Raw genomic sequence first — 12,804 nt, forward strand, 5'->3', positions numbered from 1 at the left:
CGTACTGACGGGGTCACCGAGAGGGAATACTCCCCTTCGTGTTCCCGAGCATACCGGGCACAGCGGACATGCGCCGCGCTCTAAGCTGGGAGCATGGCGAGTTCCTGGTCACTGTCCTCACGGCTGCGCGGCCTCTTCCAGCGCAAGACGATCGACGAGACCACGTGGGAGGACCTCGAGACCGCCCTCATCGGGGCCGACTTCGGGCCCGACATCTCCGAGGAGATCATCGAGGACCTGCACGCCCGCGTCGACCGGTACGGCACGACCGACCCCGCCGACCTGCAGCGCATGCTCCGCGAGGTCCTCGAGGAACGGCTCTCGAAGCTCGACACCACCCTGAAGCTCAGCGCGCGGCCCGCCGTCGTGCTCGTCGTCGGGGTGAACGGCGTCGGCAAGACCACGACGATCGGCAAGTTCGCCAAGTTCCTGAAGACCTACGACCGCACGGTGCTCGTCGGCGCGGCGGACACGTTCCGCGCCGCGGCGGTCGAGCAGGTCGCCACCTGGGCCCAGCGTGCCGGGGTCGACGTCGTCCGTCCGTCGCAGCCCGGGCAGGACCCGGCGTCGGTGGCGTACCAGACCGTCGAGAAGGCGATCCGCGACCAGACCGAGATCGTCGTCATCGACACCGCCGGGCGCCTGCACACCAAGGCCGGGCTGATGGACGAGCTCACCAAGATCAAGCGCGTGGTCGAGAAGCAGACCGAGATCAGCGAGGTCCTGCTCGTCCTCGACGCGACGACGGGCCAGAACGGCCTCGCACAGGCCCAAGCCTTCATCGAGGGCGCCGGCGTGACCGGCCTCGTCATCACGAAGCTCGACGGCTCGGCCAAGGCCGGCTTCGCGCTGAGCGTGCAGGAGAAGACCGGCATCCCGATCAAGCTCATCGGGCAGGGCGAGGGCATCAACGACCTCACCGGCTTCACGCCGCACGTGTTCGTGCAGAACCTCGTCGGCTGAGCGAACGCGTCGGCACGCCGAGGAGTAGCGTCCCTGACGGTCCGGGCATCTGCTCGGTCTCGTTCCAGGGATAGGAGACCCTCATGCCCGCACTGCTGATCATCGCGATCATCGTCGGCCTCGTCCTGCTCTTCAGCGGCATCTTCGTCGGTGCGCTGAAGTTCCTGCTCTGGGTGGGCATCGTGCTCATCCTGCTGGCGGTCATCGGCTGGCTGCTCCGGACGATCCGCGGTCGCGCGTAGCGACCCGGCGTCCTGTCCGGACGCACCTGACACAACGGGAGGCGCGGTGCCAGCTGGCACCGCGCCTCCCGTCTGTACTCAGGTCGCGACCAGGACGCCTACGCGACCGCGTCCGCCGGCTCGCGCTTCTGCACCCGCTGCCCGACGACGGCGGAGACGCCGTCCTGCCGCATCGACACCCCGTACAGGGCGTCGGCAATCTCCATCGTCCGCTTCTGGTGCGTGATGACGATGAGCTGGGACGACTCGCGCAGACGCTCGAACACGGTCAGCAGGCGGCCCAGGTTGGCGTCGTCGAGCGCCGCCTCGACCTCGTCCATGATGTAGAACGGCGACGGCCGCGCGGTGAAGATCGCGACGAGGAGCGCCACCGCCGCCAGGGACCGCTCGCCGCCGGACAGCAGGGTCAGGCGGTCGATCTTCTTGCCGGCGGGTTTCACCTGCACGTCGATCCCGGTGCCGAGCAGGTCGGTCGGGTCGGTCAGGTTGATGGACCCCGAGCCGCCCGGGAACAGGATCGGGAAGATGACGTCGAACGCTTCCTTCGTGTCGTTGAACGCGGACTCGAAGATCGTCTGCATCTTCGTGTCGAGCTCGTCGATGATCGTCAGCAGGTCCGTCCGCGTCTTCTGCAGGTCCTCGAGCTGCTCGGCGAGGAACGCGTGACGCTGCTCGAGCGCCTGGAACTCCTCGAGCGCGAGCGGGTTGACCTTGCCGAGCTGTCCGAGGTCGCGCTCTGCGGCCTTGAGCCGGCGCTCCTGCTCGGCACGGACGTAGGGCACGGTCTCGACATCGGCGGGGTCGACTTCGTCGGTCGTGTCGAACTCGGGCAGCGCGGGGCCGCCGGGCAGGGTGGACTCGGCGTCGACGAGGGCCTCGTCGTCGGTGTCGGTACCCGCTTCTGCCGCTGCTTCCTCCGGCTCGGTCACGCCCGCAGCTTCGGCGGCGGCTGCCGCCGCGCGCTCCGCCTCGCGGTGCTTCCGCGCGCGCACCCGAGGGTCCACGAGCACGTCGACCGGCACCGGCACGTGCGGCCCGTACTCGGCCACCAGGACGGCCTCGGTCAGCCCGAGCTCGCTCTGCGCCCGGTCGAGGACGCCGGACACGTGCAGCTTCTTCTCGTAGATCTCCATCTCGAGCGAGTGCACGCCGTCGGTGATGGTCTGCAGGCGGTCCCGGAGCTCGCGCTCCTCGTTGCGGATCGTCTGCAGCTCGGTGTTGCGCTTCGACCGCTCGGCTTCTTCCGTCGCCAGCTGCACGCGGGCTTCGGCCAGCGAACGATCGACCGCACCGAGCACCCCGGGCAGGTCGGCGAGGACGGCTTCGGCGGTCCGGATCTGGCCGCGTCGGACGACGGCGAGCCGCGCGGCTTCCTCGGCAGCGGCGCGCTCGGCCTCGAGCTGGCGGTCGAGCTGGTCGGCGCGGTCCCGTTCGGCGCGCACCCGCTCGCGCACGGTCTCGACCTGGATCCGCTGCTCGACCTCGGCGGCACGTGCGGACTCGAGCGCGTCCTGCAGCGCGGGACGCTCGGAGGCGTCGACCACGGGACGCTCCTGCTCGGTGAAGGCACGGTGCGCCGACTCGGCCTCGGCCAGCACCGCCTCGGCGGTCTCGACGGCGCCGTCGGTCTCGGCCAGCGCGGCACGCAGCCGTTCGACCTCGGCCGCGGCGTTCTCCGCCTTCGCCCGTGTCGATGCGCTCGTGCGGTCGTACTCGGCCTTCGCCCGCGTGTAGGCGCGGGATGCTGCGTCGGCCTCGTCCGCACGGCGGCGTGCGTCCTCGACGGCGCTGCGCGCGGCCTGGAGGCCCGTGGCCGCGTCCTCGGCGTCGGTCGCGATCGCGTCGCGTCGCGTCACGGCGTCGTCGCGCTCCGCGACGAGCTCGATGCGCGAGGTCACGCGCTCTCCGCCGCCGGTCACGCGGACCGCACGGACGAGGTCGCCGGACCGCGTGACCACGGTGGCGTGCGGGGCGGCCGTGAGCACCGCCGCCAGGTCGAGGTCGTCGGCCTCCGCGACCAGCGTGTCGCGCAGGATCGACGCGAGCGCCGGCGGTCCCTGCACCAGGTCGGTGGCACGGCGGACGCCGGCCGGCAGGGTCTCGGGCAGGGCCGCGGGGACGGGCGCGGCGTCCGCGACGACGACGTCGATCCGGCCGAGGTCAGCAGCGCGGGCGTGGTCGACGGCGTCGAGCGCGGCACCGCGGTCATCGGCGAGGACGGCGTCGGCGAGTCCCTCGAGGGCGGTGGCGATCGCGGCCTCGAACCCGGGCGACACCGTCAGGCTGTCGGCCAGGCGACCGACGACGCCCGCGCGACCGGCGTCGATCAGGGCCTGCGAACCGTCGCGGACCTCGATCGACATGCCGAGCGCGGCGACCCGGGCGTCGAGGGCGTCCCGCTCGCGTTCGAGGGCGTGGAGGCGGTCGCGCTGCTCGTCGCGCGTGGTCTGGGCCCGTTCCAGCTCGGCGCGCGCCTGCTCAAGTGTCTGCGCGAGCGCGGTCTCGTCGACCCCCTCGGACGGGTCGACACCGAGTTCGGCGAGGGCCGCCGCGGCACGCTCGGCACGCTCCCCGGCCTCGGCCAGTGCCCGCTCCCGCCGCTCGCGGTCGGCGACGGCGGAACCGCGCTTCGACCGGGCGACGTCGACGGCGCTGGCGAGCCGCTGCGCCTCGAGGTCGTGCTGCGAGACCCGGGCCGCCTGGGCGGCGATGCGTTCGTCCAGGGCGTCCAGCGCGGCGCGGGCGTCCTGCACCGCGCGGGCGGTCGTCGCCGAGCCGCCCTGCATCTCGTCGGCTCGAGCGGCGAGGCGGTCGGCCTCGGCTCGGACCCCGGCGACCTGCTCCTGGGTGACGGTCGGGCCCTGCTGTGGAGCGTCGGCCTGCTGCGCGAGGAACATCAGGCGCTGGTTCGCCAGGCTCGACAGGCCGCGGAGGCGCTCCTGCACGCTCTCGAGCCGGTGCACGACGGTGCGGGCGCGGTCGACGTCGTCGCCGACCATGCTCTGCTCGACGTGCTGCTGGCGCACCCGGGTCTGGTCGAGCCGCTCGGTCAGGACGATGCGCTCGGACTTGCGGCCGGCCTCGACCTCCTGGTGCTCGTGCAGCTCGCGGCGCAGGCGCACCACGTCGTCGGCGAGGACGCGGGCCTTGGCGTCGCGGAAGACCGCGGCGACCGACTGGGCCTTGCGTGCGACCTCGGCCTGACGTCCGAGGGGTTTCAGCTGCCGTCGGATCTCACCGGCCAGGTCGGACAGGCGGGTCAGGTTCGTCTGCATCGCGTCGAGCTTGCGGAGGGTCTTCTCCTTGCGGCGACGGTGCTTCAGGATCCCCGCGGCCTCCTCGATGAAGCCGCGGCGGTCCTCCGGGGTGGCGTGCAGCACCTTGTCGAGCTGCCCCTGCCCGACGATCACGTGCATCTCACGGCCGAGGCCGGTGTCGCTCAGCAGTTCCTGCACGTCGAGCAGCCGGCAGTTCTCGCCGTTGATGGCGTACTCGCTGCCACCGTTGCGGAACAGCGTGCGAGCGATCGTCACCTCGGAGTACTCGATCGGCAGCAGGCCGTCGGTGTTGTCGATGGTCAACAGCACCTGGGCGCGACCGAGCGGACCGCGGGTCGAGGTGCCAGCGAAGATGACGTCCTCCATCTTGCCGCCGCGCAGGGTCTTCGCCCCCTGCTCCCCCATCACCCAGGCCAGGGCGTCCACCACGTTCGACTTGCCGGAGCCGTTCGGGCCGACGATGCACGTCACGCCCGGCTCGAACGCGAACGTCGTCGGCTGCGCGAAGGACTTGAACCCCTTGATGGTCAGGCTCTTCAAGTACATGCGGTCTCCGGATGCTCTGGTTGGCGTCAGGCTAACGCGTGCGGGCGCGGGGACGGAGTTGGCACACGGGGCAGATGTGGCTCGACCGGTTCATGAAGGCCTCGCGCACGATCGTCGTGCCGCAGCGCGGACACGGCTTCCCCTGCTGCCCGTAGACGTTCAGGCGCTGCGAGAAGTACCCGGACTGCCCGTTCACGTTGACGTACTGGGCGTCGAAGCTCGTGCCGCCGTCCTCGAGCGCCCGGCGCAGGATGGCGCGCACCTCGTCGAGCAGCCGTCGCAGGTCGGCACGGGTGAGGCGGTCGGCGGCGCGGTCGTAGTGCAGCTTCGCGGCCCAGAGCGACTCGTCGGCGTAGATGTTGCCGATGCCGCTCACGACGCCCTGGTCGAGCAGCACCCGCTTGATGCCGCTCGAACGCTTCCGCGCCATCGCGGCGAACCGGTCGTCGTCGAACGCGGGGTCGAGCGGGTCACGGGCGATGTGCGACACCTGCCCGGGCACCCACCGGCGCCACGCGGCGTCGGGGTCGATCGCGTCGACCTGCCCGCCGAACCCGGCGGGAGCACCGTCGATCGTCGGCACCATCGCGTCGATCGCCATCGAGCCGAACGTGCGCTGGTCGACGAACTCGAGTTCCACGGCGGGCTCCGCGGCACCAGTGCGGTCGGTGCCCGCGGGCTGCACGTCGATGAGGATCCGCCGGTGCTTGGCCGCCGGTCGACCACGGCCGAGCAGGATCTGCCCGCTCATGCCGAGGTGAGCGACGAGTGCCTCGGGGCGGTCCCCGTCGTGCTCGGGCTGCAGCGGCATCCAGAGGAACTTGCCCCGGCGGACGGCAGCGGCGATCGTGCGACCGGTCAGTCGGTCGGCGAAGTCCTCCGAGGGGCCGTCGTGCCGCGTGAGCGCACGGTCGTCGACCACGTCGACGTGCAGGACCCGCGCACCGCTGACGGCGGGTTCGAGGCCGGCGCGGACGACCTCGACCTCGGGGAGTTCGGGCACGCGGTCAGGCCGCTCGACCGGACAGCCGGGTCCAGGCGTCGAGCGCGGCGGCCATCTCGGCGGCCTTCTTGCTCGACCCGGTGCCGGTGGCGATGTCCTCGCCCTGCAGGACGACCGTCGCCGTGAAGGTCTTGTCGTGGTCCGGGCCGGTCTCGGTGACGCGGTAGGCCGGGTTGCCGAGCGAACGACTCGAGGCGAGCTCCTGCAGGCTCGTCTTCGGGTCCATCGCGGCGCCGAAGCGGTCCGGGTCGATCATGAGCGGCTCGACCAGGCGGAGCACGAGCTCGGTGGCCGGGTCGGGGCCGGCGGACAGGTACGTTGCGCCGATGACGGCTTCGACGGTGTCGGCCAGGATCGACGACTTGTCGCGCCCGCCGGTCTGTTCCTCGCCCTTGCCGAGGCGCAGGTAGCGGCCGAGCCCGATCATCCGGGCGATCTCGGCCAGCGCCACGGTCGACACCAGGCTCGCCCGACGCTTGGCGAGGTCACCCTCGTCGAGGTCGGGGAACGACCGGTAGAGCTTTACGGTCACGGCCTGGCCGAGGATCGAGTCCCCGAGGAACTCGAGGCGCTCGTTGTGCTTGATGCCCCCGTGCTCGTAGGCGTAGGAGCGGTGCGTCAGGGCGAGCTGGAGCAGCTCGAGGTCGATGTCGGCCCCGAGGATGCCCTGCAGACGAACGACGTCCGGCCCCGCGGGGCGAGACCCCGCAGCGCCGGACGTTGTCGTCATGCGTTCGGTCCGATCAGACGTCGGCGACCTTGCGGCCCTTGTACTCCATGTACAGGGGCGTGCCGGCCGAGTCCTCGACGACCTTCGCGCGGTGCGGGAGGCTGTAGGTGACCTGACCGTTCTCGATCGTCTTCACGAGCTGGATCGGCGTGGCCTTCCACTGCGAACGACGGGCGTGCGTGTTCGCACGGGACTGCTTGCGCTTGGGAACGGCCATGGTGAATCTCTTTCGGTTGGTCGGTGGTCGGTACGGGGGCTGGCGGTGTCGGGACCTACTCGGTCTCGGACCGCTCCTCGCCCTCGGTGGTCTTCGGTGCGGTGGTGTCACCGTCGGTGCTGGCGTCGAGCTCGATCGCGCTGAGCGCTGCCCAACGAGGATCCAGCACTTGACGAGCGGGCTGCTCGCCGAGGTCGGCCAGACGCTCGCCCGTCACCGGGTCGAGTCCTGGGCAGTCCGGTCGGCAGACCGGCTGGAACGGCAGCGACAGCACCACCGCATCTCGAACGACCTGTTCGGTGTCCACGTGGTCATCGCGAACGAAGAAGTCGAAATCCTCCGAGGCATCATACGCGAACAGCTCGGCGAAATCGACCTCGATCGGTTCGCTGATGTCGATGAGGCAGCGCGAGCACTCCCCCGTGGCGTCGGCCGAAGCGTGTCCGGACACGAGGACACCCTCGTGCAGGCCTTCGAGTTTGACGTCGATGTGCAGTTCGGCACCCTGTCGGACGCCGATCAGACCGGCCCCCATCGCGTCGGGCACCTCGATGTCGAGCGAGTGCTCGCGCATCTCACCCGGCCGGTGCGCGAGGTCGCGCACGCGCAGGGCGTAGGGGCTGTTCACGGGGGAAGACACGATCGACAAGCCTAGCGCGATCGGGGCCGAGAGTCGAGGTGGCGACAGGCGTGTCCGGACGCGGTGGGTTCAGTGAGCGTGCTGGGTGTGCTGGGCGGGCGTGCTCAGCGGGCCGCGAGCGCGTCGGCAACCGCCTTCGGCACGTACGGCGTGACGTCACCGCCGAGGGACGACACCTGGCGGATCAGCGAGCTCGACACGTGCGCCCGTGACGCCTCCGGCAGCAGGAACACCGTCTCGACGTCGGCCAGGTGGCGGTTCATGATGGCCATCGGGGTCTCGTACGCGACGTCCTCGCCGGACCGCACGCCCTTCACCAGGACCTTCGCCCCGACCTGCCGGCAGTAGTCCACCAGCAGACCGGACGTCCACTCGCCCACCGTGACCGTGTCCGGCGCGCCGACCTCGACCAGCGACTCGCGGATGAGCCGCACCCGGTCGACCGCCTCGAACATCGCCGGCTTCTTGTCGGGGTTGTGCACCACGAGGACGTGCACCTCGTCGAAGAGCCCGGCCGCGCGGCCGATGACGTCGAGGTGCCCGAGGGTGACGGGGTCGAAGGAACCGGGGACCACCGCGATCTGCGCCATGGCAGCGACGATACCGCGCGGGCCGTCGTGCTCCGGGGTCAGTTCTTGCCGAGGAACGCCGCGTCGGACTCGTCCAGGCGCCGGGCGAGGGCGTCACGGAGGGCCGGGGACCCCTCGAGTTCGGGATCGGGTTCGAGCACGCGCTCCGCTTCTTCGCGCGCGTCGACGATGAGGTCGGCGTGCTCGACCACCCGGAGCAGGTTGAGCGAGGACCGCCCACCGGACTGCCGTTCGCCCAGGACGTCGCCCTCGCGCCGGAGCTCGAGGTCGACCCGCGCGAGCTCGAACCCGTCGTCCGAGGCGGCCACCGCGTCGACGCGCTCGCGCGAGGTGGTCTCGAGCTCGGCCGAGGTGACCAGCAGACAGACGCCGGCCCACTGCCCACGACCGATGCGGCCGCGGAGCTGATGGAGCTGCGAGACCCCGAACCGGTCGGCGTCGAGGACGGCCATCATCGCCGCGTTCGGGACGTCGACGCCGACCTCGATCACGGTCGTCGCGACGACCACGTCGAGGTCGCCGGCGGCGAAGGACGTCATCACGCGGTCCTTCTCGTCGGCGGTCATCCGACCGTGCAGGACCGCGATCGAGCGCCCTTCGAGCACGGGCATGGTGCGCATCCGCTCGGCCGTGGCGAGCACGGTCGCCGGGGCGCGCTTCGGGGTGTCGTCCTGCCCCTCGGCCGGCTCCGGCTCGCCGTCGTCCTCGGTGTGGGCGTCGTCGATGGCCGGGCAGACGACGAACGCCTGGCGGCCCTTGTCCAGTTCTTCGGCCATGCGGGACCAGATCCGGGGTTCCCACCCGGGGTGCTCCGCCAACGGGACCGTGAAGGTCTCGACGCCGGCGCGCCCCGACGGCATGCCCGTGATGGTCGAGACGTCGAGGTCGCCGAACACCGTCATCGCGACGGTGCGCGGGATCGGCGTCGCCGTGAGCACGAGCACGTGCGGCGGGGTCGTGCCCTTGGTACGGAGGGCCTCGCGCTGCTCGACACCGAAGCGGTGCTGCTCGTCGACCACCACGAGCCCCAGCTCGGCGAAGTCCACCCGGTCCCCCAGGAGCGCGTGGGTGCCGATGACCAACCGTGAGCTGCCCGATGCCGCGGCGAGCAGGGCACGGCGACGTTCGTCGGTGGACTGCGACCCGGTCAGGATCACGGGTCGGAGCTCGGCGGCCAGGTCCGGCCCGAGGAACTTCACGATGGAGCGCAGGTGCTGGGCCGCCAGCACCTCGGTCGGGGCGATGAGCGCGGACTGGCCACCGGACTCGGCCACCGTGAGCATCGCCCGGATCGCCACGAGGGTCTTGCCGGACCCGACCTCGCCCTGGATCAGCCGGTGCATGGGCCAGGTGCGGGCGAGGTCCTGGTCGATGTCGGCACCGACGGCCCGCTGGTCGTCCGTCAACGTGAAGGGCAGGGTGGCGTCGAAGCGCTCGAGGATGCCACCGGGGGCGGCCACGCGCGGGGTGGCCGCGGTGCGACGGGCCGCGATCCGGCGCTGCACCAGGGCGGTCTGCAGCACGAACGCCTCGCGGTAGCGCAGGGCGTCCTGCGCGCGCTTGAAGTCCGCGACCTTCTCCGGGCGGTGCAGCAGCTCGAGGGCACGGCGGAACGGCACGAGGTCGAGCCGGGACCGCGCGGACGCCGGCACCGGGTCGGGCAGGTCCGGCAGGGTGTCGAGGACGATCCCGATGGACTTCGCGATCTGCCACGACGTGAGTGAGGCCGTCGCCGGGTAGATCGGGATCGGCTGGCGCGACCACCGGATCGCTTCGTCGGAACCGGGCTCCGCCGTGGCGCGGGGGTCGTCGGGGTCGAACAGCTCGTAGTCGGGGTGGGCGAGCTGCCGGGCACCCCGGTAGTCGCTGACCTTGCCGGAGAAGATGCCCCGGGCGCCGGGTACGAGGTCCTTCGTGCGCCACCCCTGGTTGAAGAACGTGAGGGTGAGCAGGCCCTTGCCGTCGCCGATCTTCGCTTCGAGGATCGAGCCGCGGCGCGCGCGCATGGTGCGTTCACGGACGTCGACCACCTCGGCCACGATGGTGACGGGTTCGCCGATCGCGAGCGAGTCGAGGGCCGTCAGTGCACCACGCTCGGCGTAGCGGCGGGGCGCGTGCTCGAGGAACTCCCCCACCGTGCGGTAGCCGAAGGCCTTCTCGATCGCGGTCGCCGTCCGACCGCCGAGCACGTTCGCGAGCCGCGCGTCGAGCGGCGCCGGACCGAGGTCGGGCGCGGCCGGCGCAGCGGGGGTTCCGGAGGTGACCACGCTCCAACGGTACCGGGCACGACCGACCCCACCCGCGCCTCCCGAGCGGCCTGTGGAGAACACCGGACCGGACCCGCCGGGCCGATACGGTGGCTGCATGACCCGCATCATCGCCGGCGCCGCCGGCTCCCTGACGCTCCGGGTGCCGAAGTCCGGCACCCGCCCGACGAGCGACCGCGTGCGCGAGGCGCTGTTCTCGTCGCTCGAGGCACGGGGGCTCGTCGAGGCCACGTCGGTGGCCGACCTGTACGCGGGCACGGGCGCGCTCGGGCTCGAGGCGGCGTCCCGCGGTGCGGCCGAGGTGGTCCTGGTCGACCGGGCATCCGCCGCCGCGCAGGCCTGCCGGGCGAACGCGAAGGCCGTGCAGCAGCGGGTGCCGGGCGTCCGGATCGACGTGCAGCCCCAGCCGGTGCTCGGGTACCTGCGCGGGACCGTCCGCACCTTCGACCTGGTGTTCATCGACCCGCCCTACGACGTCACCGAGCACGAGCTCGCCGAGGTGCTCGAGGCCCTGGCGCCGAAGCTCACGCCGGATGCCGTCGTGGTGGTCGAGCGGAGCAAGCGCTCCCCCGAGCCCACCTGGCCGGCGGGGCTGGAGCCGTTCAGCAAGCGCAGCTACGGCGAGACCGTCGCGTGGGAGGCCGTCGCCGCCGGCTGAGGCGTTCTGCGCGTGTGCACGCGCTCTGCGACAGTGCACCTGTCGAACGACGCGTGTTCTGTCGCAACACGGTCGTGCACCGACCGGGCCGGGTCAGCCGGCGGCGCCGTCCCAGTCGGCGTAGGGGTCCCAGCCGGTCGTCGGCACCGCGGCACCGGCGCGCAGCAGGTCCGCGTCGCCACGCTCCCGCACGACACCGATGCGCCGGAAGCCCCCGGGCAGGATCGCGTCGGCCGGGAACGTGGCGAGCAGTCCGTGGTCTTCGCCACCGTGCAGCGCGACCTCGTCGAGGTCGGTGGCGGCATCGAGTTCGAGCGTCACCCGGCTGGCACGGGCGAGCCGACCGGCGTCGATCGCCAGGCCGTCGGACAGGTCGAGCATCGCGGTGGCCCCGGCTCCGGCCGCGAGCGGCCCGTCGGCGATCGGGGGCACCGGGCGGCGCTGGCGTCCGACGTCGGGGTCGACGTCCGCGCCGCTCGCGACCGTCGCGGCACGGTCCGGCTCGCCCCGGCCGTCGACGCCGTCGCGGAACAGCCGGGACAGCCCGCGGGCGGCACGCCCGAGCTCGCCGGACACCGCGAGCACGTCACCGACGCTCGCGCCCGACCGCAGCACGGGCGCCCGGCCCAGCAGGTCACCGAAGGCGGTGACGGCCACCGTGAACGTCGCCGAGGTGGAGAGGTCTCCCCCGACGACCCCGCACCCCGGCGCGAGTGCGTCGACGGCGAGCCGGAAGCCGTCGGCGATGCCCTCGAGGACGGACACGGGGGTGTCCTGCGGTGCGGCGAGGGCGATCACGAGGCCGCTCGGCACGGCACCCATCGCGGCGACGTCGGACAGGTTCGTGGCGGCCGCCTTCCAGCCGATGTCCGACGGCGACGACCACGCCCACCGGAAGTCCGGACCGTGGACCATCATGTCCGTCGTCACGACGAACCGGCCGTCGGGGGCGGCCACGACCGCGCAGTCGTCTCCGGGGCCGAGGATCGGCGACCCTGCGGGCAGGCGGCTCGTGATCCGCTCGAGGACGACGAGTTCGCCGAGCTCCCCCACCGTCGGTCCGGCCCAGGCGTCGTCCGTCGCATCCACACGAGAACGGTAGCCTGGACGGCGATGGACACCGCGCGCCGCACCCCTCGCACCCTCGCGATCCTGGGGGCCGTGATCACCCTCGCCGCCGGGCTGACCGGGTGCACGAACGCCGTGTCGATGTCCGCCGCGCCGTCGGCGAACGCAGCGGCGTGCGCCGCCGTGCAGGTCCGGTTGCCCGCGACCGTGGACTCGAAGTTCGACCTGCGGAACACGAACGCGCAGGCGACCGCTGCTTGGGGCGACCCCGAGGTGGCGATCTACCACTGCGGTGTCGCCGTCCCCACCGTGTCCGACCTGCCGTGCTTCTCGCAGGGCGGCGTGGACTGGATCCGCGACGACCGGGGCGACCAGGTCGTCTTCACGACGTTCGGTCGGTCACCGGCAGCGCAGGTCGTGGTCGACTCGACGAAGACCACGTCGACGGTCGTGCAGGAGCTGTCCGACGCCGTGTCGTCGCTGCCGAAGGACGGTCACGAGTGCCTCGACCCCGACGACGTGCAGGGTTGACCCAGCGGACGGAGCAGCGCCAGCTCAACCAGCGCCTCGACCCCGACGACGTGCAGGGCTGAACCCCGCCT

At 72.0% G+C, this 12,804-nt stretch carries 12 protein-coding genes; 4 read left to right on the forward strand and 8 right to left on the reverse strand.

The features are described 5' to 3' along the window. The first annotated feature begins 93 nt into the window (after positions 1 to 93). Entirely contained in the window at positions 94 to 963 is an 870-nt protein-coding gene (ftsY, locus tag DEJ30_RS03800) for a signal recognition particle-docking protein FtsY (protein WP_110859107.1), read from the forward strand. A gap of 83 nt (positions 964 to 1,046) precedes the next feature. Further along, positions 1,047 to 1,205, forward strand: coding sequence for a hypothetical protein (locus DEJ30_RS18040; protein WP_171907827.1), 159 nt, complete (start codon positions 1,047 to 1,049; stop codon positions 1,203 to 1,205). Positions 1,206 to 1,303: 98 nt separating this feature from the next. On the opposite strand, the gene DEJ30_RS03805 is transcribed toward DEJ30_RS18040, so the two are convergent. The 7 genes from DEJ30_RS03805 to DEJ30_RS03835 all read right to left on the reverse strand — a co-directional run bounded on the left by DEJ30_RS03805 (position 1,304) and on the right by DEJ30_RS03835 (position 10,476). After that, entirely contained in the window at positions 1,304 to 5,029 is a 3,726-nt protein-coding gene (locus DEJ30_RS03805) for an AAA family ATPase (protein ID WP_110859108.1), read from the reverse strand. A gap of 31 nt (positions 5,030 to 5,060) precedes the next feature. Further along, entirely contained in the window at positions 5,061 to 6,032 is a 972-nt protein-coding gene (gene mutM / locus DEJ30_RS03810; RefSeq protein WP_110859109.1) for a bifunctional DNA-formamidopyrimidine glycosylase/DNA-(apurinic or apyrimidinic site) lyase, read from the reverse strand. A 4-nt stretch (positions 6,033 to 6,036) separates the two neighbouring features. After that, a complete protein-coding gene (rnc, locus tag DEJ30_RS03815) occupies positions 6,037 to 6,762 on the reverse strand; it encodes a ribonuclease III (RefSeq protein ID WP_220032926.1) in 726 nt (241 codons plus the stop codon). 13 nt (positions 6,763 to 6,775) lie between these two features. Next, positions 6,776 to 6,979: a 50S ribosomal protein L32 gene (gene rpmF, locus DEJ30_RS03820; RefSeq protein WP_017888273.1), complete on the reverse strand. Its 204-nt coding sequence runs from the start codon at positions 6,977 to 6,979 to the stop codon at positions 6,776 to 6,778. Positions 6,980 to 7,034: 55 nt separating this feature from the next. Next, on the reverse strand, positions 7,035 to 7,607 hold the full coding sequence (locus tag DEJ30_RS03825) for a DUF177 domain-containing protein (protein WP_110859110.1): 573 nt from the start codon (positions 7,605 to 7,607) through the stop codon (positions 7,035 to 7,037). Positions 7,608 to 7,723: 116 nt separating this feature from the next. Further along, positions 7,724 to 8,209 carry a pantetheine-phosphate adenylyltransferase gene (coaD, locus tag DEJ30_RS03830; protein WP_110859111.1) on the reverse strand — a complete coding sequence of 162 codons (486 nt, stop codon included), beginning with the start codon at positions 8,207 to 8,209 and terminating at the stop codon, positions 7,724 to 7,726. A gap of 38 nt (positions 8,210 to 8,247) precedes the next feature. After that, positions 8,248 to 10,476, reverse strand: coding sequence for an ATP-dependent DNA helicase RecG (locus DEJ30_RS03835; RefSeq protein WP_258369804.1), 2,229 nt, complete (start codon positions 10,474 to 10,476; stop codon positions 8,248 to 8,250). A 97-nt stretch (positions 10,477 to 10,573) separates the two neighbouring features. Between DEJ30_RS03835 and DEJ30_RS03840 the strand changes: the two genes are divergently transcribed. Beyond that, positions 10,574 to 11,134 (forward strand): RsmD family RNA methyltransferase, encoded by a 561-nt coding sequence (locus tag DEJ30_RS03840; protein WP_110859112.1) that lies wholly within the window; start codon positions 10,574 to 10,576, stop codon positions 11,132 to 11,134. A gap of 93 nt (positions 11,135 to 11,227) precedes the next feature. Here DEJ30_RS03840 and thiL read toward each other — a convergent pair whose 3' ends face one another. Then, positions 11,228 to 12,223, reverse strand: a complete 996-nt coding sequence (gene thiL / locus DEJ30_RS03845; protein WP_110859113.1) for a thiamine-phosphate kinase — start codon at positions 12,221 to 12,223, stop codon at positions 11,228 to 11,230. A gap of 24 nt (positions 12,224 to 12,247) precedes the next feature. Between thiL and DEJ30_RS03850 the strand changes: the two genes are divergently transcribed. Then, the gene (locus DEJ30_RS03850) at positions 12,248 to 12,733 is read left to right on the forward strand and encodes a DUF3515 family protein (protein ID WP_110859114.1); all 486 of its coding nucleotides are present in this window, start codon (positions 12,248 to 12,250) and stop codon (positions 12,731 to 12,733) included. Positions 12,734 to 12,804: the final 71 nt, after the last annotated feature.

Origin of the sequence: Curtobacterium sp. MCPF17_003 (genome assembly GCF_003224385.1) — a bacterium.
GTDB lineage: Bacteria > Actinomycetota > Actinomycetes > Actinomycetales > Microbacteriaceae > Curtobacterium > Curtobacterium flaccumfaciens.